This is a genomic window from Dactylosporangium sp. CS-033363 (assembly GCF_050942475.1).
Lineage (GTDB): Bacteria > Actinomycetota > Actinomycetes > Mycobacteriales > Micromonosporaceae > Dactylosporangium.
In genome coordinates, this window is the sequence record NZ_CP192032.1 from 7,824,541 (window position 1) to 7,851,052 (window position 26,512).

The following is a 26,512-nucleotide window of genomic DNA, read 5'->3' on the forward strand; positions in this document are numbered from 1 at the left end:
GCATGCAGGAGCGTCCACTGACGGGCATCCGCGTCCTCGACCTCACCAACGTCCTCGCCGGGCCGTACTGCAGCTACCAGCTCATGCTGCTCGGCGCCGAGGTGGTCAAGGTGGAGGTACCGGGCCGCGGTGACCTCGCCCGGCAGCTCGGCGCCGACCCGGAGCTCAACCGCCGGGGCCTCGGCGCCTCGTTCCTGGCCCAGAACGCGGGCAAGAAGTCGGTGGAGCTCGACCTCAAGGACCCCGCCGGCCGGGCCGTCTTCGAGGAGCTGATCGGCGCGGCCGACGTGCTGCTGGAGAACTTCCGCGCCGGAGTGCTGGCCCGCCTCGGCTACGACTGGCCCCGGCTGCGGGAGCTCAACCCGCGGCTCATCGCGTGCTCCATCACCGGCTTCGGCCAGACCGGCCCGATGAGCCAGGCCCCCGCGTACGACCAGATCATCCAGGGCCTGTCCGGGATGATGAGCGTCACCGGCACGCGCGAGACCGCGCCGCTGCGGGTCGGCTTCCCCGTGTGCGACAGCCTCGGCGGGCTCTCCGCGGCGCTGGCGATCGTCGCGGCCGTCGCCGGGCGGCACCGCAGCGGCGTGGGCTGCCACCTCGACGTGTCGATGCTCGAGGCGTCGATGTCCGCCATGGGCTGGACCGTCTCCAACTACCTCGTGGCCGGGGTCCCGCCCGAGCCGACCGGCGACCAGAACGCCACCGCGGCGCCGTCGGGCACCTTCGACGCCGCCGACGGGCCGCTGAACATCTCGGCGAACCGGCAGGAGCAGTACGAGACGCTGTGCCGCCTCGTGGATCGGCCGGACCTGCTCGCGGACGAGCGGTTCGCCGATCGGGAGGGCCGCAAGGTTCATCGCGCGGCGCTCAACGAGGAGCTCAACCGGGCGCTCGCGCGCCGGCCGGCGGACGAGTGGGAGCGGCTGCTCAACCCGGCCGGCGTGCCCGCGGCGCGGATCCTCACCGTGCCGCAGGCGGCCGAGAGCGAGCAGCTGCGCCACCGCGGCTTCATCACCGAGCTGCCGTTCCCCGACGGCTCCGGCCGGCCCCTGCGCGTGGCCGGCAGCGGGGTGCTCTTCGACGGCGAACCGCTCCGCCCGCACGAGGGCCCGCCGCTGCTGGGCGAGCACAACGCGGCGGTACCCGAACTCCTGGCCGCCTGGCGCGCGGCGGCCGCGATCGCACCCGAAGGAGCCACCGAATGAGCGGCGACAGCGAACGGCCCGACGACGCCGGACTGCGGCAGGAGGTGGCCGACTGGTGGGCCACCTCGGTCTCGCGGATCGAGCCCGGCGTCATCGAGCTGCGCGGGCACCCGATCCAGGAGCTGCTCGGCGCGGCCTCGTTCACCGACGCGATCTGGCTGATGCTGCACGGCGAGCTGCCGGCGCCGCGCCAGGCGGAGCTGCTCGACGCGGCGCTCGTGGGCTGCGTCGACCACGGCCCGCACGCGCCCTCGATCGCCGTGGCGCGGATGACCGCGACCTGCGGCGTGGGGCTCAACAACGCCGTGGCCAGCGGCGTCAACGCGATGGGCGACGTGCACGGCGGCGCCGGCCAGCAGTGCCTGGAGCTGTACGCCGAGATCCTGGCCCGCGTCGACGAGGGAGTGGCGCTCGCCGCGGCGACCCGCGAGACCATCGCCCGCCGGCAGGCGCACAGCAAGTACCTGCCCGGATTCGGCCACCGGTTCCACCCGCGCGACCCGCGCCGCGACCCGCACGTCGCGCTGGTGCGCCGGGCGGTCGACGACGGCGTGGTGGAGGGCCGGTTCCTGGCCGCCGGGCTGGCCGTGGAGGCGGCGATCGCCCCGGTGCCGATGAACATCGACGGCTCGACCGCCATCATCTACGGCGAGCTCGGCTTCCCCGCGCCGCTGGCCCGCGGCCTGTTCGTGTTGGCCCGCACGGTCGGCATCCTCGCCCATGCGTGGGAGGAGATGCAGGGCGGCCGGCGCATCAAGGGGCCGATCCCACCGGGTGTCCGGCCGACCTACCGGCCCCCGACGCCGTTCTGAGCCCGCCGAGGTGCTCGCTGGTGGCGCTGAGCGCGCGCCGGGCGTGCTCCTTGGCGCCGATCTGGGCCACCAGCTCCGCGCGCGGAATCTCCAGCGCGTAGGGGATGCCGGCCGGGAGCGCGTCGAGGATGCCATGGACATCGATGCCGCCTTCGCCGGGAAACAGCCGCTCGAACCGCGCGGTGTGGATGAGTTCGTCGTTGGTCGGCGGCACCGCGGCCGGCGCGTCGCACACGTGGGCGAAGTGGAACCACTCCGCGGGCAGCTGCCGCAGGTCCGCGATGCTCGACCCGGACCGGGCGAAATGCAGCAGGTCGACCAGGATCCCCGCGTTGGGCTGGTCCGCGGCGCGCAGCACCCGCACCGCCTCGCGCAGGTCGGGCGTCTCGGTCCAGGACGGGAACTCCAGGTCGACGGTGAGGCCCAGCGGGCGGGCCAGCTCACACAGCCCGGCGAACCGGGCGATCTTGCGGGCCCGGTCCGGGTCCGGCAGCTGCGTGATGACGTGCCGGGCGCCGAGCTCGGCGCCGGCCTCGAGGAAGCGCAGGCAGTCGCCCGGCGAGCGCTCCGGGCTCATCCGGGCCAGCTCGATGTCGAGCACCTCGACGCCGGTGGCGGCCAGCCGGACCTTGGTGTGCCGCATCAGCGCCGGGTCGGTCGCGAGCGGATAGTGCGGCTCCTGCGGAGTGACCCGGGTCAGCCGCAGCCCCACGTACCGGTACCCGGCCTCGGCGGCGGCCTCGACGAGCTCGGGCGGTGACAGGCTCAGCGCGGTCAGGTGGGCCAGCGAGTACTCGTGCTCGGCGCCCGCCCGGCGCACCGGCACGTCCCGCAGGGCGACCAGGCGGCGTTCCCGGTGGGCGGCCATGCGCACCGGCACGCCGGCCGGGTCCCCGTAGCCGGTGTAGCCGCCGATGCGCTGCACGACGGCGAAGAACAGCCGGGAGCCGAGCATCTCCGTGTAGAAGTGCAGGTACTCGCCGTGCTCGTCGCGGTCGTACAGGATCGAGTGCTCCCGCAGCGCCGCCAGCCGCTCCGGCGGCAGGTCGAGGCGGGCGTCGAGGTCGGCGTAGTAGTTCGCGGGCATCCGCAGCAGCGGGGCGCCGCGCGAGCGCATCGCTGTGGCCGCGGCGATGATGTCCCCGGTGCGGAACGCCACATGCTGCGGGCGGGGCACGGCCGGCGCCCAGTCGCCCCGGCGCAGCGGCGCGGTGTTGAGCGCGACCCGCACGTTGTGCTCGGCGTCGCTGGCCACCCGGCTGCGGATGAGGCCGAACGGCGCCGCGATCTCGGTGGTCTCGGCCGCCTGCAGCCCGAGCACGATGCGGTAGAACACGGCGGCCTCGTCGAAGTCGTCGAGCTCAGCGGTGAGCGAGACGTGGTCGGTGCCGGTGATCAGCCCGTCGTCGCGGACCGCGCGGCCGGTGGGGACGAAGTCCTCCAGCCAGGTGCCGCCCTCGGTGACCGGCGGGACGAGGAAGACCGCGGTGCCGTCCGGCGCGGCCACCGAGACCAGCTCGGCCTCGCCCGGCTCGTAGAGCCGCGGCAGGGCCGGGGCCAGCAGCGCCTCGGCCCGCCGGGCCGCCCCGGTGGGGTCGGCGCTGTCCAGGCCCAGGGCGCAGATCGCCGCGGTGCCGGGTCCGATGGTGCGCTCGGCGCCGGCGTTGAGCAGGACCCGGGCGGCACCGAACTGCCACAGCTCGACCGGCTTGGAGCGGTGCTGGGCCGCGTGCACGAAACCCAGCGCGGCCAGCGCGGCGGCGATCCGCGGCCCGGACACGCCGTCCACGGCGAGCTCGGTGAACGCGTGGCCGCCCAGCCGCGGCGCGCGGGGCAGCCGGGAGAGGTCCAGCCGCTCCCGGGCCGCCGGCGGGCCCGCCGTGCCGACCGCCTCCTGCAGGGCCAGCAGCGAGCGCATGCCGTCGATGGCGGCGTAGCGCGGGTCGGCCTGCCGATAGACGTCGTTGAAGACCTCCAGCGACAGCGGGCCGTCGTAGCCGGTGCTCAGCACGTGGCCGACGAGGCCGATCAGGTCGAAGGAGCCCATGCCGGGGAAGAGCCGGTGGTGGCGGCTCCACTCGACGAGGTCCATGGTGAGCCGCGGGGCGTCGGCCAGCTGCAGGTGGAAGATCCGGTCGCCGGGCACGGCGCGGATCGGCGCCGGGTCCTCGCCGCGGGACAGCACGTGGAAACTGTCGACGCACAACCCCAGCGCGGGGTGCCCGGCCCGGCGCACGATCCGCCAGGCATGACCGACGGTACGCACGAACCGGCCCCACGCCAGCGCCTCGTACGCGATGCGGATCCCGCGCCGCGCGGCCCGCTCGGCCAGCGCGTGCAGCTGCTCGGCGGCGAGGTCGTCGTCGTCGACCGCGTCCGGTGACACCGACGAGGTGGCCAGCATCGTGGTGGCACCGAGCTGCTCCATCAGGTCGAAGGTGCGCTCGACCCGGCGCAGGTTGCCGGCGAAGACGTCCGGCGGGACCGCCTCCAGGTCGCGGACCGGCTGGTACGCCGCGGCGGTGAGCCCGCGCCGCGCGCACTCCGCGCGCACCCGGGCCGGCGACCACGAGGAGGCCACCAGGTCCCGGTCGAAGATCTCCACGCTCTGGAACCGGGCCGCGGCGGCGGCCGCCAGCTTGTCCTCCAGCGTGCCGGACAGGCACACGGTCGCGATGCACATCTCGGCGGAACGCATGGCGGAACGCTCCCAACGGCGCGAGCGAACGTACTAGATAGTTACTTATACTCGCGCACACGCCGCGGCGAAAGACCCGCGATCACGCGGCGCGGCACGGGCCCGGCTCGGCGCGCCCGTGCCGCCCGATGGTCAGTACACCTCGATCTTTCCCGTCGGCCGCGGGCTGAAGCTGTCGTTGAAGAAGTACTCGCCCTGGCGCGTGAACGTGTAGGTCGCCGACTGCCCCGGCTCCAGCCGGAAGTCGAACAGCCCCTCGAAGAACTGCGTGGCGCTGTGGGCGTTGACGTTGTCCGGCGGGTTCACGAACATCACCGTCGTGCCGGCCGGGACCCGCAGGTGCGTCGGGGCCATGGCGTTGACCGCTGTCGACTCCACCGTGCCGACCTGGCCGGTGGTGGCGTTCCAGGTGCGGGCCAGGACGACCTTGTTGCCGACCGCGGCGCCCTCGACCGGGCCGCCGGAGACCGGGCGGCGCACCACCGGCGGCCTGGGCGTCGGCGCCGGCGGCACGATCCCGCCGAGCTTGAACGCCCACAGGAGGTCGCCGCGCGGCGCCGAGTCGCCGTACGGGATGCCGGTGCCGCCCGCGTACACCGCCAGGTACTGCTCCCCGCCGGCCTCGTACATGATCGGGCTGCTGCTGATCGCGGCGCCGCACTGGAAGCGCCACAGCTCCCGGCCGTTCTCGGCGTCGAGGGCGAGCAGGTTGCCGTCGGGCTGGCCGATGAAGGCGACGTTCCCGGCGGTGGTGAGGATGCCATTGCCGTGCGCGAGGGAGTAGGGCATCCGCCGCTTCCAGCGCACGGTGTTGGTACTGACGTCCACCGCGACGACCCCGCCGGTCTGGTACTCCCCCGGCGGCCGCAGCCCGTTGCTGGACTCGGTCAGCGAGTGCGCGGCGGCCACGTAGCCGAACCCGGTGTACACCAGGCCCGTGCTGTGGCTGAAGGACTGCGCGTTCCAGCAGGCGCCGCCGCCGTGACCCGGGGTGGTGAGCACCGGGACGTCCCAGTGCGGGTCGTAGAGCCGGCCCCGCACGTAGTTGGGCACGGCCCGGTTCGGGTCGCCGGGCACGGCCGTGCCCAGCGGCTGGTCGACGACCCGCTGCTCGGTCCACGGCCCCTGGCGCGGGAACGGCTGGGTCGGCCAGGTCTTCTGCCGCGCGTCCTGCGGCACGGGCCGCTCGTCGATGCCGAGCGGCGCCGAGCCGTCGGTGCGATCGAGGATGAAGTACATCCCGGACTTGCTGCCGTACACGACGACCTTGCGCATCCGGCCGCGGATGCGCACGTCCGCCAGTACCGGCGCCATGACGTTGTCCATGTCCCAGATGCCGTGGTGGATGGACTGGAAGTGCCATCGGTACTTCCCCGTCCCGATCTCCAGCGCGACGATCGAACTGGAGAACAGGTTGGCGCCGCCGCGCAGCGAGCCGTCCTGCGACGAGCGGCTGCCCCGGGCGTTGCCGAACGTCCAATAGACGAGCCCGAGCTCCGGGTCGAGCGCGGGGTGCATCCACGGTGTGGCCCCGCCGGTCCGCCAGGAGTCGCCCTCCCACGTGTCGTTGCCGAGCTCGCCGGGGCCGGGCGCGCCCCAGAAGTGCCAGACGAGCTCGCCGTCGGCGGCGTTGACGGCGAGGGCGGCGCCCCGGTCGCCGTCGTGGGTGCCGACGTGCAGCAACCCGTCGTGGTACGTGACGGCGACCTTCTCCATGTTGCCGTAGTCGTTGATCTGCCGTTCCCACACGACCGCGCCGGTCGCCTGGTCGAGGGCGATGAGCCAGTTGCCGGCGCCGTGGGTGAAGACGAGGCCCTGGCCCACGGCGACGCCGCGGCGGGTCAGCGTGCCGCGGGTCTGCGTGTACGTCCACCTCGTCACGCCGGTCACGCCGTCGACCGCGTGCACGTTGCCCGGCGCCGACTCGATGTAGAGCACGCCGTCGACCGCGACCGCGGTGCTCTGGTTGGTGCCGCTGGTCAGGCCGCCCTCGATCCGGTTGACCCAGGCCCCGCCGAGCCGGCGCAGGTTGCCGCGCTGGATACGGGTGAGCGACGAGTAGTTCTGGTTGCCGTAGTTGCCGCCGACCTTGGGAAAGTTCCGGGCCGGCGGCGCGGTGCAGGACGGCGGTACGTGCCCGGCCGGTGCGGCCTCCGCCTCGCCCGCGGCGAGGCCGGCCACCGCCGTGCCGGCCGCCGCGGCCGCCGCGCCCTTGAGCACCGCCCGGCGTTGGATCGCGCCCCCTTGCTGATCTGCCACCTTGCTCCCCCTTCGGGGTCGAAGCCGGGACATCGCGGTGGTGCGGCGGGCACCCGAAGCGGGCCTTGCGAACCTCCGGCTGATCTCAACAGGTCCACCAGGCGGACCATTCGGTCCACGACTAGCGAGATGAATATAGGACCCGGTCACGATGAGGGCAAGGCTCGGCCCGGGGCGCCGTCCGGCGCGCCCGCAGACGCGGTCAGCGGGTGGTGTGCGCGACGATCGCGGCCGCGATGTCGTCCACCGCGAGCACCTGGCTCACCTTCCCGGTGGCGATCGCGGCGGCCGGCATGGCGAAGATCTTCGAGGTGTCCTCGTCCTGGGCCAGGACGGTACCGCCGCAGTGCACCACCGCGCGCACGCCGGCCTGGGCGTCGTGGCCGCCGCCGGTCAGGATCACCGCCAGGGCGCGCGGCCCGCACGTCACGGCCAGGGTCGCGAGCAGCAGGTCGCCGGAGGGCCGGGACGGCGGCAGCGCGCCGGTCTCGATCAGCCCGATCCGGGCGTGGGACGTCACGATCAGGTGCCAGCCCGGCGGCGCCACCAGGACCGCGCCCGGCCGCATCTCCTCGTCGGGCTCGGCCAGGCTCAGCGGCAGGCGGGTCTGCCGGCCCAGGACCTGGGCCAGTTCGCTGACCCGGTGCGGCTCCTGGTGCAGGGCCACGAGCACCGCCGCCGGCAGGTCGGCCGGCAGCGGCTCGAGCACGCGCAGCAGCGCCTCCACGCCGCCGGCCGACGCGATGATCGCCACGACCGGGAAGCCGACCGGGAACGGATCAGCCACCTCGACGCGGATCGGACCGTCCATGCGTTCAGCCTACGGCTGTGCGCGGCAAACAGCGCGGAACCGCTACCCGGCCAGCGAGCGGCGGGCCCGGTCGACGACGTCGTCGATCCAGTGGAAGTACCGGTCGCCGTCGAAGGCGGCCGCGAAGAACTCGCCGTGGCCCTCGATGACGACGAGCTGGTGGTCCCGGTCGCGCATGAGGCCGGCGAACTCGTGGCCGACGGACGCCTCGCCGTACGGCCGGGCGCTCAGCCGGACGCCCGTGGGCAGCCGCGGGTTGTCGGTGATGAGTTCGCGCGCGTGGGTGTGCATGAACGCGCGCATCTCCGGCAGGTGCTGGCGCAGCACCATCAGCTCGACCGAGTCCGCCGACGGCAGGGCCGGGCCGCTGAAGCGCAGCGTGTTGGTCGCCTCGTCGTAGCCGTGCACGAGCAGGATCCGCTCGTCCTCCAGCGGCGCCTTGCGGGTGCGGGTCGCGGTCACCGCGATGCCGTCCTCGTGGCGCAGGGCCAGGCAGCCGTCGTACGGGCCGCGGTGCCACATGCGGTTGGCGGTGAAGCGCGCGGCCGCCGCCTTGAAGAACGGCAGCACGTCGCGGCGCACGGCGTCCGGGACCCGGGACGCGACGCGGTGCGGCCGGTACTTGACCCGCACCGAGTCGGCGACCATCGTCTCCAGCAGCTTGAAGTCGGACACGTGGGTGGCCCCGGCGGTGTCCCGGTCCGGGCGGATGATGTTGAGCCGGTCCCGCGTGGCCGCCTTGGCCTCGTCGATGTGCGCGACGGCGGCGGCCGAGGCCTCCGGCGTGGGGTAGGCGAACGCGATGGTCGCGCGCTCGTACGCGGCGCCGAGCCCGTCGGCCACGCGGCGCAGCACCGCCGGGTCGAGCACGTCGTCCCACACCACGAACAGCAGCCGCCGCGCCGGCTCGCCGCCGGGCGCGGGCGGCTCGCCGGTCACCCGGAACCCGAGCCGCTGCGCCAGTTCGGCCGCCCGCGCGCCGAGCGCACCGCGCAGCCCGCGCCGATCGTGAACCTCCAGATGCACAGTCCAGGCATCCATGCCGCACTCCCCCGTGTTATTTGCCGTTGTACCGTGCGATGCGCGCCGCGATCGCCGGCCCGAACACGGCCATGTCGTACCGGTCGCGCAGGGCGCGAAGGTTCGCGACGAGCGTCGCGTACAGCTCGTCATCGGTGCGCAGCCGCTCCATCGCGGCGCGGACGTCCGCCACGGTGTTCGGCACGGTCAGCCCGATGCCGTGCCGCCGCACGAACGCCGCCACGACGCCGAAGTCCGACACGATCAGCGGCTTGCCGAACAGCAGCGCCTCGCGCAGCCGCATGCTCATGAACAGGTTCAGCTGCAGCACCGGTTCGAACAGCAGGATCAGCGCGCGGCAGCCGGCGAGGATCGGCTGTTTGGCGTGGAAATCCGGGGCGGCACCGTCCACGCCGAGCCGGATGCCGTGCGCGTTTCCCTGCGCGATCCGCTCGGCGATGAGCCGGTGGGCGGCCATACGCGCGTCCGGGTACAGGAATTGGCACTCGACGTCCCGCCCGTCCTTGCGCAGCTGCGCGACGGCGTCCAGGATCAGGTCCACGCCGCCGTAGTGGTTCCACAGGCCGCCGTTCCACAGAAATGTCCCGCTTGCGGCCGGTGGCGCTTCGGCGGACGGCAGGTGGCACCTGCTGTACGAGATGACCGGTAGTGGAAAAATGCGCCCGGACAGCGTGCCGTAGTCGGCCCAGCCCACCTGGAACGTGCTGATCAGCTCGCCCAGCTTGAGCAGTGCCTCCTCCGGCTCGCCGATGATGAAGTCGTCGGCGAGCGCGTTGAACCGGTTGTGCTTGCCGACGACGTCGTGAAAATGCGCGTCGATGCGTGCTGCGGCGCCGAGGGCCTGCACGCGCGGGAACGTCAATTGCTCGACCGGCGTGAGGAACGAGTCGTAGACGAGCGCCTTGCCGGCCGCCTTGAGCCGCTGCACGAGCTCCTCGTCCTCGAGCAGGCAGAAGACGAACACGTTCGCGCACCGCTCGATGTCCGCGTGCGACATGGCGCTCTGGTCGAGCACCGGCACCGGGCAGTCGGTGAAGTCGGTCGGTCCGGGACACACCACCGCCGCTCGTACCCCGAGTTCGCGCAGGGTCATGGCCAGTTCGAGGTACCGGTATCCGGCGCCGTTCTGGAAAAGCCCGACCTGAAAGTGCTCGGCGCACAGAATGGCCACGTCGTACTCGCCCATGCAGCTCCCCCGGTCGCCCGCTTGGCATCGACGAGCTTCACGTCATACTAGCGACCATGCGCTACGACGCGGTGCTGTTCGACCTCGACGACACCCTCACCGTGACGCGCACCGTCAAGTTCGCGATGCACAAGGCGATCGCGCGCGAACGCCACGGCCGGACACTGCTCGATGCGGACATCGACGAGCACTACGACCTTCCGCTCGAGCAGTCGCTGCGCGCCCTGCACGGCGCACCGGACACGCCGGCCGCGGACCTGTTCGCCCTGCTCGACGAGTACCAGCCGCGCTTCCCGCACCGTGCCCACCCCGACGCAGTCACGGTCGTCGACACGCTGCTGGCGGCCGGCCTGGACGTCGGCGTCGTGACCGGCAGCCCCGCGTCGATCGCGCGGCCGGTGCTGTCCGCGCTCGGTTTTCCGGTTGCGCGCATGCTCGGCGTGTACTGCTACAACTCCGCCCATTTGCGCAAGCCCGACCCGGCCGTCTTCGACGAGGCGCGCGCGAGACTGCGCGCCCGGCACCACCCGCGCGAGCCCGCGGTCGTCTACGTCGGCGACGCGCTCGCCGACTACCAGGCCGCGCGTGCGGCGGGCATCGACTTCGTGGGGGTCACCACCGGTACCGTCGACGCCGGCACGTTCCGGGCGGCCGGCGCGACCCGCTGCGTGCCCGGCCTGACCGCCGCCCTGCCCGCCCTCCTGCCCGCCGAGCGGCCCAGGTGAGGCGCCGCGTCGTCATCGCCGGTGGCGGTTTCGCCGGCGTCCGGGCCGCCGTGGACCTCGCCGCCGACGACCGGTTCGCGGTCACGCTCGTCTCGCAGTACAGCCATTTCCGGTACCTCCCGGCGCTGTACAAGACGGCCAAGGGCGGCCGGCGCACCGGGGCGAGCCTGCGCCTGACGGACATCTTCGCCGGCACCGGCGTCGACCTGGTGCAGGCCACGGTGACCGGCCTCGACCGCCCCGGCCGCGCGCTGGAGACCACCGCGGGCCCCCTCGGGTACGACCACCTGGTCCTGGCCCTGGGCTCGGTCCTCGACTACACGGCCGCCCCGGCCATGCGCGACCGCAGCTACCCGGTGAAGACGAACGACGAGATCGCCGCGTTCAAGCACCACCTGCACGAGCGCATCGTGTCCGATCGCGCAGACCTGCGCATCACCATCGTGGGCGGCGGCTCGATCGGCGTCGAGATGGCCGGCGCCCTGCCCGCGTACCTGCGCCGCATCGCGGCGAACCACGGCCTGCCCGAGCCCGCCGCGCGGCTCACCGTCGTCGAGCCGGGCCCCCGGCTGATGCGCTCCCGCCCGCCCGGCCTGTCCCGCGCGGTCACCCGCCGCCTGCGCGACCTGGGCGTCACCCTGCGCGTGGGCGAGCCGATCGAACGCGTCGACGGGCCCACCGTGGTCTGGGCGGCCGCCGTCGTCAACCCGCCGTTCTTCGCGGACAACGGCTTCCCGCTGACCGCCCGCGGCAAGACCGCCGTCAGTCCGTTCCTGGAGGCGGAGCCGGACGTGTACGTCATCGGCGACAACGCCGACACCCACCTGTCCGGCCTGGCCCAGACCGCCCTGCACCACGGCGCCTACGTCGCGGCCGACCTGCGCCGCCGGGCCGCGGGAAGCCCGCGCGTGCCGTACCGGCCGCTGCGCCCGCTCCTGCCCACGACCCTGATCCCGATCGGGCCGGGCTGGGTCGCCGTGCAATGGGGCCGCCTCACCGTCAGCGGCCGCCCGGGCGCGGCCCTGCGCTGGCTCGCCGACCGCCTCACCTTCCGCGACGTCGAATCCTGGCCGAAGGCCGGCGAACGCTGGGTCGAGGCCGGCGAGGACGCCCCGGACTGCGCCGCCTGCCGCTCGCAACGGTGCCGGGTTACCCAGCACTCCGGCGGCGGCGGATGGCGACGGTCAGGCCGGTGGCCGCGGCGGCGGTCAGGATCAGGGTGGCCACGGTGACGGCGCCCCACACCAGGGGCCAGGAGCGGCGGCTCGGGCGCAGCAGCAGGGACGAGTCGTCGTCGCAGTCGACGATGGCGATGAAGATGTCGTCGACGCGGACGGTGCCGACGTAGCGGTAGGTGATGCCGTTGTACGTCACCGTCTCCGCGTCGCCGACGGGGCGGGACGAGCGCCAGTAGGCGAGCTTGGGCGCCTCCTGCTCGCGGATCGCGCAGTTGCTGCGGTTGGGGATGCGGCCCGTCTCGTCGGCGTACAGGGCGTACTCGGTGCTCTTGTTCATGACCCGGCTGACGAGGCCCTTTTCTCTGGTGCCGATGTCCGGCGGGTCGAAGGTGCTGTAGAAGCCCAGCGCGCCGCCCCCGATGGCGCCCACGCAGCAGAGCAGCACCGCCACGAGGACCGGCGGGAGCACGAACCAGTACAGGCGCCGGGACGGGCCACCGGCCGGGACGGGCACCTGCGCCGGCGGCACGAACACCGGCGCCGGGACCGGAGCGGGGGCCGGAGCGCGGCGGCGGCGGATCAGGCCGGCCACCATGACGACGAGGCCGGACAGGGCGATCGCGATGCCCGCGGCGCCCACGGCGCCGAGGTACCACAGCGGCGCGCGGCTCGGGACGACCAGGAACGAGGTCGGGGTGCACTCGACCGACAGGAAGGCCTCGGTGCGGTCGCCGTGCAGGGTGCCGTAGTAGGTGAAGTCGAAGTCGCCGGAGACGCCGCCGTCGCGGGCGTCGAAGTGGGTGATCTTCTCGGGGGCGGTGGCCGGGCGGTCGGCGCGGCTGACCTTCCAGGTGATCTTCTCGTCGTCGGCGTTGTCGCAGTCGATCGAGTCGGCCCAGGTCTCCTCGACCGGCTGGTAGATCCAGTAGTCGTCGCCCTCGTTCATGTCGATGATCGAGTAGCCCTTGTCGCCGATCTCGGAGGCGAGGTCGATGTCCTGGCTCGTGCGCGTCACCGGGCCGAGCAGGACGCCGCCGCCGATGCCGCACACGAGCAGCGAGACGACGAGCAGCAGGCCGCCGATGACGGTGGTGAGCGGGCGACGAGGGCGCATGACCGCGCAACTTAGCATCTTCATGCCCTTATGCAAAAAGACATATGTTGATTCGACCATGCGGTGGGTGGTCCTCTAGTTGCTCGTGCACCTCCACACCCAAGGAGGCTTGATGAGCCGAACCCGGAGGCTCTGCGCTCTGCTGTCCCTCGTCCTGGTGGGCGGCGCCCTCAACGTCGCCGCGGCCGGCCCCGCGGCCGCCGACACCGCCGAGACCGCCTCGCCGTACCTGGTCGACGCGGTCACCACCCTCGAGCAGCGCAACCGGATCGCCGCCGGCGGGGCGTCGATCGACGGCATCGAACACGGCGTCGCCGACATCAGCGCGACGCCGTCCGAGGTCGCGGCGCTGCGCCGGCAGGGCTTCACCGTCACCAAGGCACTGCGGCCCGCGACCCCCGGCGGGCCCGCGACCGTCCAGGACTTCCCGTCGGCCGACTCGGCGTACCACAACTACGCGGAGACGACCGCCGAGCTCAACCAGGCCGTCGCCGACCACCCGGCGATCCTGCGCAAGACCAGCCTCGGCACGTCGTACGAGGGCCGGGACATCCCGGTGATCAAGATCTCGGACAACGTCGCCACCGACGAGGACGAGCCCGAGGTGCTGTACACGGCCCACCAGCACGCCCGCGAGCACCTGACCGTCGAGATGGCGCTGTACCTGATCAAGCAGCTCACCGACAACTACGGCACCGACGCGCGGATCACGAACGTCGTCAACTCCCGCGAGATCTGGATCGTGCCGGACATGAACCCGGACGGCGGGGAGTACGACATCGCCACCGGGGCGTACCGCTCGTGGCGCAAGAACCGCCAGCCGAACGCCGGCAGCAGCAACGTCGGCACCGACCTCAATCGGAACTGGGGGTACAACTGGGGCTGTTGCGGTGGCTCTTCGGGCACCACCAGCTCGGAGACCTATCGCGGGCCGTCGGCGTTCTCGGCGCCCGAGACCCAGCGGGTGCGCGACTTCGTGCTGAGCCGGCGGGTCGGCGGCGTGCAGCAGATCAAGACGCACATCGACTTCCACACGTACGGCAAGCTCGTGCTCTGGCCCTTCGGGTACACCACGGCCAACACCGCGCCCGGCCTGGACGCCGACCAGGAGGCCACCTTCCGCACCCTCGGCGTGCAGATGGCCGGCACCAACGGGTACACGCCCGAACAGGCCAGCGACCTGTACATCACCGACGGTTCCATCGACGACTGGCTGTGGGCGAACCAGGGCGTGTGGTCCTACACGTTCGAGATGTACCCGTCCGGCAGCAGCGGCGGCGGCTTCTACCCGCCGGACGAGGTGATCGCCGCGCAGACCTCCCTCAACCGCGAGGCGAGCCTGCAGATCGCCGAGTACGCCGACTGCCCGTACCGCGTCATCGGCAAGGACGCCCAGTACTGCGGCACCGGCACCGGCACCGTCGTCTGGTCCGACGACTTCGAGACCAGCCGGGGCTGGGTCACCAATCCCGGCGGTACGGACACCGCCACCAGCGGCGCCTGGGAGCGCGGCGACCCCGAGGCGACCGACTCGAGCGGCCCGAAGCAGCTCGGCACCACCGTCAGCGGCTCCAACGACCTGGTGACGGCGCGCCTGGCCGGCACCGGCGCCGGCGCCAACGACGTCGACGGCGGCACGACGAGCGTCCGCTCGCCGAGCATCGCGCTGCCGGCGAGCGGCACGCTGACCCTCAGTTACTCCTGGTACCTGGGGCACGGCAACAACGCCACGTCGGCCGACTTCTTCCGCGTCAGCGTGGTGACCGGCAGCGGTACCACGGTGCTGTTCACCGCGGCCGGCGCCGCCACCGACCGCGACGCCGCGTGGTCGACCGGCAGCGTCAACCTGACCCCGTACGCGGGGCAGAACGTCCAGATCCTCATCGAGGCCGCGGACGCCTCGACCGCCAGCCTCGTCGAGGCCGGCGTCGACAACGTCACCGTCCGGCAGAGCTGAACTTCGCGGAGGGCCCTCGGCTCGGGGGCCCTCCGTGAACCGTTTCGGTCCCTCGGTACGACTATCAGGGTGTGGAAGACGCGCGGACCGACCCGGAGCTGCTGGCCGCGATCGCGGGCGGCGATCGGGAGGCGTTCGCCGAGCTGTACCGGCGGCACCTGCCCTGGCTGCTGGTGCGCCTCGGGCGGCGGTGCTCCTCGCCCGAACTCGTCGACGAGGTCGTGCAGGACACCTTCGTGGCCGTGTGGCGCTCGGCCGGGCGGTGGGACCGCCGCGGCGAGGTCGCCGCGTGGATCTGGGGCATCGGCATCCGGCGACTCGTCGACGCGCTGCGCCGCGGCCGGCCACCCGCCGATGAGCTCATCGAGTTCCCCGGCGTGGAGACGTCGGCCGAGGAGCACGTGCTGCTCGGCGTCCAGTACGGCGACCTCGGCGCGGCCCTCGCGAGCCTGTCCCCCGAGCTGCGGGCCGTCGTGCAGGCGACCGTCCTCGACGGGCTGACCACGCGCGAGGCCGCCCGGCTGCTCGGCATCCCGCCCGGCACGGTCAAGACACGGATGATGCGCGCCCGCGCCCAGTTGCGGGAGCGGCTGACATGACGGGGAGGCTGCGATGACCGACTGGCATTTGGATGCCGAGGGGATCCGCCGGTACGCGCGGGAGCCCGTTCCGGCCACGCTGGCGGCATCCGCGGAGGCGCATCTCATGCACTGCGCCACCTGCCGCGACGCGCTCGCGTCCCATGTGGACCCGCGCCGGGCGGAGGCGATCTGGCGCGAGGTGGCGGACCGGGTGGATGTACCCCGGCGGACGTTCCTCGAAAAGGTGCTGCTCCGGCTCGGCGTCGGCGAGCCCACCGCCCGCCTCGTCGCCGCGACCCCGACGCTGCGCGGGCCGTGGCTGCTCGCGGTCGCCGGGGTGCTCGTGCTCGCCGCGTGGGCCGCCCAGGCCGACCCCCGCCTGCTGGCCATGTTCCTGGTCGCCGCGCCGCTCGGGCCCCTCGCGGGGGTCGGGTTCGCGTTCGCCGGCGGCCTCGACCCGACCCGCGAGATCGGCCTGGCCGCACCGTACTCGGGGCTGCGGCTCCTGCTGATCCGCACCGCCGCCGTGCTGGCCGTCACGGTGCCGATCGTGGCCGCCGCCGGGCTGGCGCTGCCGGGCTCGTCCTGGTCGCCCGTCGCGTGGCTGCTGCCGACCGCCGGGCTGGTCGGCGCCGCGCTGGCGCTGACCCGCCATCTGGCGCCGGCCACCGCCGTCGCCGTCGTATCCGCGGGGTGGGTCCTGCTGACCGCCCCGATCACCGTCGCCGGCCGCCTCGAGCTGGCGTTCGGCATCCCCGCCCAGGCCGGCTGGCTCGCGCTGGCGGTGGCGGGCGGGGTTTGGCTCTGCACCGGACGATTGGAGAGAAGCGCATGATCGCCGTCAATGTCCACGGCGCCACCAGGTCCTTCGGGCGCACCACGGCCCTGGACGGCGTCGACCTGGAGGCCGGCCCGGGGGTGACCGGGCTGCTGGGGCCGAACGGGGCGGGCAAGACGACGCTGCTGCGCATCATCGCGACCGTCCTCGCGCCGGACCGCGGCACCGTGACCCTGCTCGACCGCGACCCGGCACGGCCCGAGGACCGCACCCGCATCCGGCGGCGCCTCGGCTACCTGCCGCAGGACGCCGGCTTCCACCGCGGCTTCACGGTCTTCGAGTTCATCGACTACGTGGCGATCCTCAAGGAGATGACCGACCGGCGCACCCGCCACGACGAGGTCCGCCGGGTGATCGCCCTGACCGGCCTGGACTCGGTGAGCGCCAAGCGCATCCGCGCCCTGTCCGGCGGCATGCGCCGGCGCGCCGGCCTGGCCCAGGCCCTGCTCGGCGACCCGGACCTCCTGGTCCTCGACGAGCCCACGGTCGGCCTCGACCCCGAGCAGCGCCTGCGCTTCCGCGAGATGATCTCGCAGGCCGGCGAGGGCCGCACGGTCGTCCTGTCCACCCACCAGACCGAGGACGTCGCCGCCCTGTGCACCCGGATCTCCGTGATCCACCAGGGCCGTGCGCGCTTCACCGGTACCCCGGCCGAGCTCACCGCCCAGGCCGCCGGTCGCGTGTGGACGGACCCGGCCCGCTCCCCCGCCGCGCTGGCCGCGTGGCGCACGGGCGAGGGCGCGTACCGCAACATCGGCGACCCCCCACCCGGCGCGGACCTGGTCCAGCCGACCCTCGAGGACGCGTACCTGCTGCTGATGGCCCAGTCATGAGGACCCTCGTCCTGCGCGAGGCCCGCCGCTTCGCCCGTCACCCCGCCCTCTGGCCGATCCCCGTCGTCGTCGCGGTCACCTCGGCCCTCGACTCCGCCACCGCCGGGCGCAACGCCGCCTACTGGGTCGGCACGATGTTCACCGCGATCGCGTTCTTCGGCCCCATCTTCGTGCTGTTCGCCGCCAACCTCGTCGCGAGCGGCGCGCGGCGCGGCCACGCGGAGGCGACGCTGGAGGCCACCCCGACCCCGGACCCGGTCCGGACGTGGGCGATGTGTCTCGGCGTCGCCCTGCCGCTGCTGGCGGCCGGCATCCTCGTGACCGCCGCGATGGGCATCGTCGACGCCATATACAGCCTGCACTTGTACGGCCTGGGCGAGCTCGCCCAGTTCCCGCTCGTCCTCACCGGCGCGGGCCTGCTCGGCGTGCTGGGTGCGCGCTGGCTGCCGTTCACCGGCGGCGTGCTGATCGTCTTCGTCGCCGCGACGATCGGGGCGCTGGTGGTGTTCGGCCGGTTCGACGCCGGGCTGTGGTGGATGTGGTGGACCACGGCCGAGCCTCCCGAGGGGAGCCATCCTTCGCCGGGGATCCCATGGCTGCATGCGGTCTACCTGGTTGGCCTGTGCACGTGCGCTTGCGTGGCGGCCGCGTACCGGTTCGAGCGTCCCCGGCTGGTTCGCGTCGGGGGGCCGGTACTCCTGGTCACGCTCGTTGCCGGCTGGCTGCAGCTGCTATGAGGGTGGCGTGGGAGCTGGCGCGGCGGGGGCATCTGGTGCGCAGTGTGCGGCTGGGGCCGTTCGTGCCCGCCGTGGTCACGGTGCTGATCCTGCTGGTGGTGCGCCGCGACGGTACGCCGGACGCGCTGGGCGACCTGCGGCTTGTGGGCCTGCTGCTGGCGCTGGGCAGCGGCTACGTGCTGGACGACGGGGCGGCGGTGACGTTGCAGGCGAGCCCGTACGGCCTGGCGCGCCGCCTCTTCCTGCGCATCGCCCTCGCCGTTGTCGTGGTGGGTCTCCTGTGGACGTTGATGCTCGTGTACCTCGGGCCTTCCTCGGTCGGCGGCGGGGTCACCGTGGAGCTCGGGGCCGGGCTGGTGCTGGGGTGGGCGGTCGCGGTGTGGGGGCGGCGGTTCGGCGTCGACCAGCCGGGGCTCGTCACCTCCCCCGCCCTGCTGGCTTCGCTGTTACTGGCGGCCTCACTGTCGGCGAAGGCGCCGATGCTGGTCGGTCCTGGTCCACTGTGGACCGACGCGCACCAGCGGTGGTCCTGGCTGCTGGGCGGGGCGGCTTGCGTGCTGGTGGCGGGGCTGCGCGATCCGGCCGCACGGTGGCGGGTGACCGGCCGGGTGTAGGCGGCAGCGGACGGTCCTACGAAGTGCGAGTCGGAAGGGCGAAGAGCGACAAGATTCGCAAAGGAGTTTTCGAGCCACTACCTAGTCGCTTCGCTCAGCAGGACACCGCCAGCGGTTATTGAAACCATCGCGGGTCCCACGGTTGCCCGATCGTCAGCTGTGCGGTGGCGTTCGCGTGTAGTACGCGTCCAGGGACTCGGTTTCGCAGTGCCGGCGCTCGCCAACGCCCGGCGGACCGCCGCGGGGTCGTACACCCCGCGGCGGCCACGGAGGACGGCCTCGTCCGTTGCGGTGACCCCGTTCCGGCTTCCGCTCGTGCAAGATCCATTCGTGACCAACGCACGAACCCTCGTCGTTATCGTCCTTGTCGCCGCGCTGTCCGGCTGCGGCACCAGCAGCACCCCGGCGCCCGCACCGGCCGCTGCGACCTCCGGCCAGGCGGCCCCGGCCGCGAGCGCGGCACCGTCCCCGGCGCCGGTCAAGGTGGACGCCAAAGCCGCGGCCGAGGCGCTCGCGGCCGCGGGCCTGCCCGTCACCAACGTCGCGGCGCAGGACGAGAACACCGACCCGAACAACCTGCTCGGCCGGCCCGGCAGCTACGTCTCGCGGGCGTCGTTCGACGTGGCCGGCGGCGACAAGGACGCCGAGCTGTACGGCATCGACCGCGGCGGCGTGATCGAGGTCTTCGCCGACGCAGGCACGGCGCAGGCCAGGTCGAAGTACATCCAGGACACGTTGAAGTCCCTGCAGATGCTCGGCACCGAGTACCACTACCTGAACGGCCCGGTGCTGGTCCGGGTCACCGGCAAGGTGAAGCCGTCGGTAGCCAAGCCCTTCGAGGCAGCAGTCGCCGCGCTCAAGGTGGGCTGACCGTTCGGCAACCGTCCAACTCGCGCCGGTTTCAATAACCGCTGGCGGTGTCCTGCTGAGCGAAGCGACTAGGTAGTGGCTCTAAAACTCTTAGCGAATCGGCCCAAATCATTGTTTTTCCCTCTTAGGAAATCTATCTTGTCGCTCTTCGCCCTTCCGACTCGCATGCAGTAGGACTGTCCGCTGCCACCTCCACCGAAGCAGCGCCCACGTAAAGTTGCCGCCGTGATCGTCGGGGAGCCGGACCGGCCCGTGGCGCCGGATGACTGTGTGGCGCTCGCTGCGGAGCTGGTGGCGCGGCCGTTTCCGGCCGGGCCCAGAGCGGGCCCGACCGCCCACCTCGTGCCCCGTCGTCGCGCTCGAGCAACGGCACCGCGAGGTAGTGGCTGCGCCGGCGGCCGCTTGGGCGAGCCGGCCAGCCACTCGTTCGAGGCGGACTTCGAGCGGATCGTCGGTGGCGAAGCGGTCCCGGCGGTGGTCCAGGACCTCACGTTCTTCTCGTTGGAGCAGCGCGTGTGGCGGCGGGGCGGGCGGTCGGTGTTCGTCGTGCTCGGGCAGTTCGACCCGGTTAGCTGTTCGCGGTGATCGCGATGCGGTGCGCCGCCAGGAAGTCGGGGAGGGTGAGCCAGTCCGGGTTGATGGCGTGCGCCGCGTCCAGGTTGCGCCGGCCCAGGTACGACTCCGGGAACTCGGCGTAGTACTGGAACATGTTGCCCAGCTCCTCCGCGCCCGGGAAGGCAAGGTTCCGGTACTGGTCCGCGGTCGGCGGGCGGTACGCCACCCGCTCGCCGAGGGCCACGCTCAGCGCCGCGGCCATCTCGGCGCCGGTTCGGTATTCGCCGACCACCGGTACCGTGGCGCCGATCGTCGAGGACGGGTCCTGCAGCACCCGGTGCGCGACGCGGCCGATGTCCTCCGACGCGACCCCCGCGATCGGGGTGTCCTCCAGGGGGAGGTGCAGGGCCAGCGTGCCGTCGGGGTCGCGCTGGGGCTGGGTGAGCAGGTTGTCCCAGTAGAAGGACATCAGCAGGTACGTGACGGGCAGGCCGGACTCGGCGAACAGCGCGTCCGCCCGGCCGCCCTTCACGTCGAAGTGGGGTACCCGGTAGCCGTCCTCCAGGAACGGCATGCGCGGGTCCTCGGGCTTGATCGCCTCGCGGGTGTCCTCCAGGGTCGACCACAGGACGTGCCGCAGGCCCGCGGACCGGGCGGCGCCGATGAACGTCTCCACCTCCGTCAGCTCGCGGGCCGGTGAGCGGTGCTCCCAGTACGGGGTGACCAGGAAGGCGCCGTGGGCCCCGTCCAGCGCGCGGCGGAGGCTGGCGCCGTCGGTGAGCGAGGCCTCCACCACCTTGGCGCCGAGGCCGGCCAGGGCCTGCGCCTTGGCCGACCTGGCGTTGCGGGTCACGGCGCGCACGCCGAACTCGCCGCTGGAGAGCAGTTCGCGGGCGACCGCGCCGCCCTGGGTGCCGGTGGCGCCGAGCACGGTGATCACCTTGTCGTGCGGCATGAGGACTCCTAAGCAGCGAGAATGACGGTCTTGCCGGGCAGGGTGCCTGCGGCGGCCTGGGCGTGTACCGCCGGCAGCTCCGCCAGCGCCACCCGCTGGGCGATCTCGACGTGCAGGTCGCCGGCGTCGATCAGGGCGGTCAGGCGGGTCAGCTGCTCGGCGTCGCTGCGGACGAACAGGTCGATCCCGCGTACGCCGCGCCGCTCGTCGCTCGGTGCCGGCATCCACACCGTGGTGTTGACCAGCACGCCGCCCGGGCGGATGAGGTCGAGCAGCGCGGCCAGCCGGTCCGGCTCGATCGGGGCCAGGTTCAGCACGACGTCGACGGCCGGGACGGCGCTCGTGGCGTACGCGACGACCTCGTCGGCGCCGGCCGACGTCGCGCGGGCCTGACTGCGCTCGCCGGCCGCCGCGATCACGTGGGCACCGGCCCGCTTGGCCAGCTGGACCGCGTAGCCGCCGACCGCGCCGCCCGCGCCGTTGATGAGCACACGCATGCCCGCCGTGAGCTTCGCGTGCTCGAACAGGGCCTGGAACGCGGTCAGGCCCACGGCCGGCAGGGCCGCGGCGTCGGGCAGCGGGATGCTCGCCGGGGCCGGGGCCAGGATCTCGGCCGGGGCCACGACGTACTCCGCGGCCGCACCGTCGGCCGCCATCGGCAGGAAGCCGACGACCCGGTCGCCGACCGCGGCGCCGGTGACGCCCTCGCCCAGTTCGGCGACGGTGCCGGAGACGTCGATGCCCGGCGTGTGCGGCAGCGTCACCGGGATCGGGCCCTGCATGAAGCCGCCGCGGATGTTGCCGTCGACCCCGTTGAACGACGTCGCGGCGACCTGGATCAGCACCTGTCCGGCGGCGGGCACGGGACGCTCGACATCCTCGTACCGTAGGACGCCCGGCTCGCCGTACTCGTGGAAACGCACTGCCTTCATCTCGGGACCTCGCCTTTCCGTACCCCTTGTGCTGCGAATTCGAAGCACTTCCCGACCATAGCACGCTACGAATTCGAAGCAAGTGGGTCAGAGGGCCCGGCGGCGTTTGGCGGAGCGCGGCGGCGTGGCGCGCATGTGGTCGCGGACCCGGCCGAGCACGGCCCCGAGCGCGGCGAGGTCGTCGCCGGACATCGACGCGAACAGCAGCTGGTGGACCCGCTCGACGTGCCCCGGCAGCACCTGGGCGACCAGGTTCCGGCCGGCGTCGGTGACGGTCACGATCACGCTGCGCTCGTCGTCGGGCGACGGCGCGCGGGTGATCAGGCCGCGCTTGTCGAGCAGCCCGGCCTGGTAGGTGAGCCCGCTGCGGCTGTACACGACGCCGTCGGCCAGGTCGGTCATCCGCAGCCGCCCGCCGGGCGAGTCGGCCAGGCGGGCCAGGATCTGGAACTGCACCCAGCTCAGGTCACCGTCGGCGCGCAGGTGCTCCTCGACGGCGTACTGCAGGAGGCTGCTCACCTCCATCAGCGCGAAGTAGGCGCCGAGCTGCTCCGAGTTCAGTCCTGGTGACGGGTCGCTCACTCCTCGACCGTACGGTACGGCCTCGGGCTCCATCGTCCGGGCGACACCGCCCGGACCGACGCGCAGACCCCGGCCGCGGCGGGCGCGGCCGGGGAGACGCGGCTACTTGAGGGGCATCGAGAGCGTGGTGACCGGGGCGGGCAGGCGGCCGCCGTCGCCGAGGTAGCGGTTGACCGCCGCGGCGGCCGAGCGGCCCTCGGCGATCGCCCACACGATGAGCGACGGGCCGCGGCGGGCGTCGCCGGCCACGAAGATGCCCGGGGTGGTGGTCTGCCAGTCGTCGTCCGCCTGGATCGTGCCGCGGGCGTTGCGGGTGAGGCCGGCCTGGGCCAGGTGCTCGCCGGGCTGGGTGCCGGCGAAGCCGATCGCGAGCAGGGCCAGGTCGGCCGGGACCTCGCGGACCGTGCCCTCGACCTCGGTCAGCGTGAAGCCGGGGCCGACCAGCACGTCGACCAGCTCGACGGCGCGCAGGTTGCCGTCGTCGTCGCCGATGAAGCGGCGTACCGCGCAGCTGAAGTGCCGCTCGCCGCCCTCCTCGTGGGCCGAGGCGGTGCGCAGGGTGGTGGGCCAGGTCGGCCACGGGTCGCGGGTGCCGTCGCGCTTCGGCGGGGGCAGCGGGGCCACCTCGACCAGGCGCACGCTGGCCGCGCCCTGGCGGTGGGCGGTGCCGAGGCAGTCCGCGGCCGTGTCGCCGCCGCCGACCACGATGACGTGCCGGCCGGCCGCGTCGATGGGCGGGGCGTCGAGCGAGCCGGCGACGACCCGGTTGCTGCCCTCCAGGTACACCATCGCCTGGTGAATCCCGGTGAGGTCCCGGCCCGGCGTGGTGGGGACGTCGCGGGGGTCGAGGGCACCACAGGCCAGTACCACCGCGTCGTATTGCTCTTGCAGTTCCGCCAGCGACACGTCGACGCCAACCGCACAGCCGGTGATGAACTGCACACCCTCGGCGACCATTTGCGCGACGCGGCGGTCGATGTGCGTCTTTTCAAGCTTGAAGTCCGGGATCCCGTACCGCAGGAGGCCGCCAATGGCGTCGCTGCGCTCGTAGACCGTGGTCGCGTGGCCGGCCCGGGCGAGCTGCTGGGCGGCGGCCAGTCCGGCCGGCCCGGAGCCGACGACGGCCACGCTGCGGCCGGAGCGCGCGACGATCGGGAACGGCTCGAGCGGCCCGCGATCGGCCAGCCGGCTGATGATCTCGACCTCGACCTGCTTGATCGTGACCGGGTCGTCGCCGATGCCGAGCACGCAGGCGGCCTCGCACGGCGCCGGGCACAGCCGCCCGGTGAACTCGGGGAAGTTGTTGGTGGCGTGCAGCGCGTCCGCGGCCCGCTCCCAGTCGCCGACCCGCACGAAGTCGTTCCAGTCCGGGATGAGGTTCCCGAGCGGGCAGCCGTTGTGGCAGTACGGCACGCCGCAGTTCATGCACCGGCTGGACTGCTCGTGGATCAGCTGCTCGTCGGCCCGCTGGTAGACGTCACGCCAGTCGGCGACGCGCTCGGCGACGGGGCGCAACAGCGGCAGCTGCCGGCGGTACTTCATGAATCCCATCGGATCGGGCATGGACTGGCCTCCGTGGCGGTCGGTGCAACCAGATCGCGACGGGACAACGTTGGCCCGAAATGTGAGACGGCCGTCCCACGGCCGTGCATGGCACCGTAGCGGAACAGCCCCGGGGCAGCGCAAGGCCCCGGGACAGCCAAATGCGCCACACCCTCAGTCGGGCAGGACGGGCTTCTCCCAGACGGACACGTGCTGGGTGCTCTCGCTCGTGAACGGTTCACGGTGCCAGTTGGCCCACCGGTCGCGCAGGTGCAGCCCGGCCATCTGCGCCATGAGGTCCAGCTCGGCGGGCCAGACGTAGCGGAACGGGATCGACCGGAACCCGCCCCGTCCGTTGACCACCTCGACGTAGTTCGAGCTCATCGCCTGGGTCGCCACGTCGTACAGGTCATAGGCCCAGCGCGTCTCGCTCACGTGGAACGGCACGGCGTCCTGCCCGGGCGGCAACCGCCGCAGATCGGGCATCATGACCTCGATCACGAACCGCCCGCCGGGCTGCAGGTGCGCCGCCACGTTGCGGAAGCAGTCGACCTGCGCCTGCTGCGTCGTCAGGTTCATGATCGTGTTGAACACCAGGTAGGCGAGCGAGAACGCTCCGTCGACCTTCGCCGTGGCGAAGTCGCCGATGGTCACCCCGATCGCGTCGCCGCCGGGCTTCTCGCGCAGCCGGGCGACCATGGCCCGGGACAAGTCGATCCCATGGACCGGGACGCCGCGCGCGGCGAGCGGCAGCGCGATCCGGCCGGTGCCGATGCCGAGCTCCAGGGCCCGCCCACCGTCGGCGAGTTCCACGAGCGTGTCGAGCACCGGTTCGACCACTTCGGGCTCCGCCATGTCCGCCGACGACTCGTCGTACCTGGCCGCGACCCGTTCCCCGAAGTACCCGTCCGCATCGATCACCGCAAGACCCTACCTGGCCCTCAGTCGTAGTGCCGCAGCCGGGGCCACAGCTGCGGCCAGGGTTCCCGCAGGCCGGTGCACACCCAGACGTGCCCGCCGGACTCGATGTTGGGCACGCCGTACGGGTTGGTGATGGTGGCCGCCTCGCGCACGTCGGTGAAGTACCGCGCGAGATAGCCGGCGTACTCCGGGTCGCTCCCGGGCCCCACGGCGACGACCGTCGTGGCCGCGGGGTTGCCCGGCCCCCACCACCACTGGCTGTTGTGCCCGCTGACCGCGGTGGGCAGTCCCCGCCCGAGCTCGTTGACGGCCGCCGCCTCGGCGTAGTTCTCGGTGAAGATCACCGCGCCGGCCCGCTGCTCCGGCGGCAGCGAGGACCAGACCGACCCGACGGTGGCGACGAGCTGCGGCCAGCCGACGGTGTCGGCGAGCGTGTCGTCCATCTTGTGCTCGCGGCCGATCCCGGTGGGCGGCAGGACCGGCAGCAGCAGTACGGCGAACACGGCGGTGCACACCGCGAGCGCCACGCCGACGACGCGCCGGCCGCGGGCGTGCAACCACCCGTCGACGGCCACCGCGCCCGCGGCGAGCAGGTACACGTAGGCGCCCATCAGGTAGTACACCTTCAGGCCCGTGGTGACGGCGTAGAGCGCGAACAGCAGCCCGTAGGCCCAGGCCAGCGCCCTCCACAGTGGACGGCCGCTGCGCCACAGGTGCCACAGGCCGGCGGCCCACACCCAGACCAGCGCGAGGCTCGCCATGAGCAGCTGCCCCACCACCCAGACGGGCGCGTTGCCCAGTCCCCCGTTCTCCCGGTTCAGCTGCCGCGTCATCTCGACGGTCGCCCAGTGGTGCTGCGCCTGCCACCACAGCTCCGGCACCACGAAGGCGGCCGCGATCGCGACCCCGGCGGCGAACCACCGGTTGAGCACCGCCCGCCGCCCGCCGGTGAGGACCACGGCGAGGGCGAAGAACCCGGCCTGGTGGTTGTTCATCAGCCCCAGGCCGGTGACGAGCCCGCCGAGCAGCCACCAGCGCACGTCCCCGGTCCGCCCGATCCGCGCCACGACGAACGCGAGCGCGGCGAGCGCGAGGACGGCGTACGGCGTCGTGTTGGCGACGTGCGAGGCGGCCCAGAGCGCCGGCATCGTGGCCACCCCGACCGCCGCGAACAGCTGCGCTCTGCGCGTCCCGCCGAACTCCCGCGCGGTCAGCCCGCCGATCACGACGGTCGCCCCCGCCGCGAGCGCCGGCCACAGCCGCAGCCCCGGCAGCCACGTCCCGAACAGCTCCAGCGACACCCGCGCCAGCAGCGGCGCGAGCATCGGCTGGTCGACGTACCCGGGCTGCAGATGCCGCGCACAGTCGAGGAAATAGAGCTCGTCGCGCTGGTAGCCGTACCGCGTCGACAGCGCCATCAGCACCGCGAACACGACGCCCCCGACCACGACCACCCGCCGGTCGAACCGCTCGTCCACGGCTCCAGGCTTTCAGCGCCCACCGCCCCGCGCATGCGCCGCGCGACCGATTTCCGGGCCGCGATCGGAGTACGCCGATCGGAGG

General features: G+C 73.1%; 24 protein-coding genes. 12 read left to right on the top strand and 12 right to left on the bottom strand.

Annotated features, from left to right (window positions below; all coding sequences use genetic code 11):
* Window positions 1-2 precede the first annotated feature (2 nt).
* Together ACQPZ4_RS36285 and ACQPZ4_RS36290 are read left to right on the top strand one after the other, a co-directional pair.
* A complete protein-coding gene (locus tag ACQPZ4_RS36285) occupies window positions 3-1,208 on the top strand; it encodes a CaiB/BaiF CoA transferase family protein (RefSeq protein ID WP_433046090.1) in 1,206 nt (401 codons plus the stop codon).
* On the top strand, window positions 1,205-2,020 hold the full coding sequence (locus tag ACQPZ4_RS36290; RefSeq protein ID WP_433046093.1) for a citryl-CoA lyase: 816 nt from the start codon (window positions 1,205-1,207) through the stop codon (window positions 2,018-2,020). Before ACQPZ4_RS36285 ends, ACQPZ4_RS36290 begins: the two co-directional genes overlap by 4 nt.
* Here ACQPZ4_RS36290 and ACQPZ4_RS36295 read toward each other — a convergent pair.
* From ACQPZ4_RS36295 to ACQPZ4_RS36315, 5 genes are all read right to left on the bottom strand, one after another.
* Complete coding sequence (locus tag ACQPZ4_RS36295) at window positions 1,962-4,718, bottom strand: TIM barrel protein (RefSeq protein ID WP_433046096.1); 2,757 nt, start codon at window positions 4,716-4,718, stop codon at window positions 1,962-1,964. The two genes, ACQPZ4_RS36290 and ACQPZ4_RS36295, sit on opposite strands and share 59 nt — an antisense overlap.
* A gap of 132 nt (window positions 4,719-4,850) precedes the next feature.
* Window positions 4,851-6,977, bottom strand: coding sequence for a PQQ-binding-like beta-propeller repeat protein (locus tag ACQPZ4_RS36300; protein ID WP_433046099.1), 2,127 nt, complete (start codon window positions 6,975-6,977; stop codon window positions 4,851-4,853).
* Window positions 6,978-7,179: 202 nt separating this feature from the next.
* Window positions 7,180-7,788 (bottom strand): chemotaxis protein CheB, encoded by a 609-nt coding sequence (locus tag ACQPZ4_RS36305; protein WP_433046102.1) that lies wholly within the window; start codon window positions 7,786-7,788, stop codon window positions 7,180-7,182.
* A gap of 42 nt (window positions 7,789-7,830) precedes the next feature.
* Window positions 7,831-8,829, bottom strand: coding sequence for a hypothetical protein (locus tag ACQPZ4_RS36310; protein WP_433046105.1), 999 nt, complete (start codon window positions 8,827-8,829; stop codon window positions 7,831-7,833).
* A gap of 16 nt (window positions 8,830-8,845) precedes the next feature.
* Window positions 8,846-10,015, bottom strand: coding sequence for a hypothetical protein (locus ACQPZ4_RS36315; RefSeq protein ID WP_433046108.1), 1,170 nt, complete (start codon window positions 10,013-10,015; stop codon window positions 8,846-8,848).
* A 56-nt stretch (window positions 10,016-10,071) separates the two neighbouring features.
* On the opposite strand from ACQPZ4_RS36315, the gene ACQPZ4_RS36320 reads away from it, so the two are divergent.
* Window positions 10,072-10,740, top strand: coding sequence for an HAD family hydrolase (locus tag ACQPZ4_RS36320; RefSeq protein WP_433046111.1), 669 nt, complete (start codon window positions 10,072-10,074; stop codon window positions 10,738-10,740).
* On the top strand, window positions 10,737-11,972 hold the full coding sequence (locus ACQPZ4_RS36325; RefSeq protein WP_433046114.1) for an NAD(P)/FAD-dependent oxidoreductase: 1,236 nt from the start codon (window positions 10,737-10,739) through the stop codon (window positions 11,970-11,972). Before ACQPZ4_RS36320 ends, ACQPZ4_RS36325 begins: the two co-directional genes overlap by 4 nt.
* Here the strand turns inward: ACQPZ4_RS36325 and ACQPZ4_RS36330 are convergent.
* On the bottom strand, window positions 11,890-13,032 hold the full coding sequence (locus ACQPZ4_RS36330) for a hypothetical protein (protein ID WP_433046117.1): 1,143 nt from the start codon (window positions 13,030-13,032) through the stop codon (window positions 11,890-11,892). The genes ACQPZ4_RS36325 and ACQPZ4_RS36330 overlap by 83 nt on opposite strands.
* A 109-nt stretch (window positions 13,033-13,141) precedes the next feature.
* Between ACQPZ4_RS36330 and ACQPZ4_RS36335 the strand changes: the two genes are divergently transcribed.
* From ACQPZ4_RS36335 to ACQPZ4_RS36370, 8 genes are all read left to right on the top strand, one after another.
* A complete protein-coding gene (locus ACQPZ4_RS36335; RefSeq protein WP_433046120.1) occupies window positions 13,142-14,989 on the top strand; it encodes a M14 family zinc carboxypeptidase in 1,848 nt (615 codons plus the stop codon).
* A gap of 71 nt (window positions 14,990-15,060) precedes the next feature.
* Window positions 15,061-15,588, top strand: a complete 528-nt coding sequence (locus tag ACQPZ4_RS36340) for an RNA polymerase sigma factor (RefSeq protein ID WP_433046123.1) — start codon at window positions 15,061-15,063, stop codon at window positions 15,586-15,588.
* A 13-nt stretch (window positions 15,589-15,601) separates the two neighbouring features.
* The gene (locus ACQPZ4_RS36345; RefSeq protein ID WP_433046126.1) at window positions 15,602-16,405 is read left to right on the top strand and encodes a hypothetical protein; all 804 of its coding nucleotides are present in this window, start codon (window positions 15,602-15,604) and stop codon (window positions 16,403-16,405) included.
* Window positions 16,402-17,241, top strand: a complete 840-nt coding sequence (locus ACQPZ4_RS36350; RefSeq protein WP_433046129.1) for an ABC transporter ATP-binding protein — start codon at window positions 16,402-16,404, stop codon at window positions 17,239-17,241. The genes ACQPZ4_RS36345 and ACQPZ4_RS36350 overlap by 4 nt, the downstream gene beginning before the upstream one ends.
* Window positions 17,238-17,978 (top strand): hypothetical protein, encoded by a 741-nt coding sequence (locus tag ACQPZ4_RS36355; protein ID WP_433046132.1) that lies wholly within the window; start codon window positions 17,238-17,240, stop codon window positions 17,976-17,978. The genes ACQPZ4_RS36350 and ACQPZ4_RS36355 overlap by 4 nt, the downstream gene beginning before the upstream one ends.
* Window positions 17,975-18,592: a hypothetical protein gene (locus tag ACQPZ4_RS36360; RefSeq protein WP_433046135.1), complete on the top strand. Its 618-nt coding sequence runs from the start codon at window positions 17,975-17,977 to the stop codon at window positions 18,590-18,592. The genes ACQPZ4_RS36355 and ACQPZ4_RS36360 overlap by 4 nt, the downstream gene beginning before the upstream one ends.
* Before the next feature lie 330 nt (window positions 18,593-18,922).
* Window positions 18,923-19,462 (top strand): hypothetical protein, encoded by a 540-nt coding sequence (locus ACQPZ4_RS36365; RefSeq protein ID WP_433046138.1) that lies wholly within the window; start codon window positions 18,923-18,925, stop codon window positions 19,460-19,462.
* A gap of 225 nt (window positions 19,463-19,687) precedes the next feature.
* Complete coding sequence (locus tag ACQPZ4_RS36370) at window positions 19,688-20,047, top strand: hypothetical protein (RefSeq protein WP_433046141.1); 360 nt, start codon at window positions 19,688-19,690, stop codon at window positions 20,045-20,047.
* On the opposite strand, the gene ACQPZ4_RS36375 is transcribed toward ACQPZ4_RS36370, so the two are convergent.
* The 6 genes from ACQPZ4_RS36375 to ACQPZ4_RS36400 form a co-directional block, all read right to left on the bottom strand.
* The gene (locus tag ACQPZ4_RS36375; protein WP_433046143.1) at window positions 20,031-20,972 is read right to left on the bottom strand and encodes an NmrA/HSCARG family protein; all 942 of its coding nucleotides are present in this window, start codon (window positions 20,970-20,972) and stop codon (window positions 20,031-20,033) included. The two genes, ACQPZ4_RS36370 and ACQPZ4_RS36375, sit on opposite strands and share 17 nt — an antisense overlap.
* A gap of 8 nt (window positions 20,973-20,980) precedes the next feature.
* On the bottom strand, window positions 20,981-21,904 hold the full coding sequence (locus ACQPZ4_RS36380) for an NADP-dependent oxidoreductase (protein WP_433046146.1): 924 nt from the start codon (window positions 21,902-21,904) through the stop codon (window positions 20,981-20,983).
* Window positions 21,905-21,991: 87 nt separating this feature from the next.
* Complete coding sequence (locus ACQPZ4_RS36385; protein ID WP_433046149.1) at window positions 21,992-22,486, bottom strand: MarR family winged helix-turn-helix transcriptional regulator; 495 nt, start codon at window positions 22,484-22,486, stop codon at window positions 21,992-21,994.
* 102 nt (window positions 22,487-22,588) lie between these two features.
* Entirely contained in the window at window positions 22,589-24,049 is a 1,461-nt protein-coding gene (locus tag ACQPZ4_RS36390) for a glutamate synthase subunit beta (RefSeq protein WP_433046152.1), read from the bottom strand.
* A 153-nt stretch (window positions 24,050-24,202) separates the two neighbouring features.
* On the bottom strand, window positions 24,203-24,949 hold the full coding sequence (locus ACQPZ4_RS36395; RefSeq protein WP_433046155.1) for a class I SAM-dependent DNA methyltransferase: 747 nt from the start codon (window positions 24,947-24,949) through the stop codon (window positions 24,203-24,205).
* Between the two features lie 20 nt (window positions 24,950-24,969).
* Window positions 24,970-26,427 (bottom strand): ArnT family glycosyltransferase, encoded by a 1,458-nt coding sequence (locus tag ACQPZ4_RS36400; protein ID WP_433046158.1) that lies wholly within the window; start codon window positions 26,425-26,427, stop codon window positions 24,970-24,972.
* Window positions 26,428-26,512 lie beyond the last annotated feature (85 nt).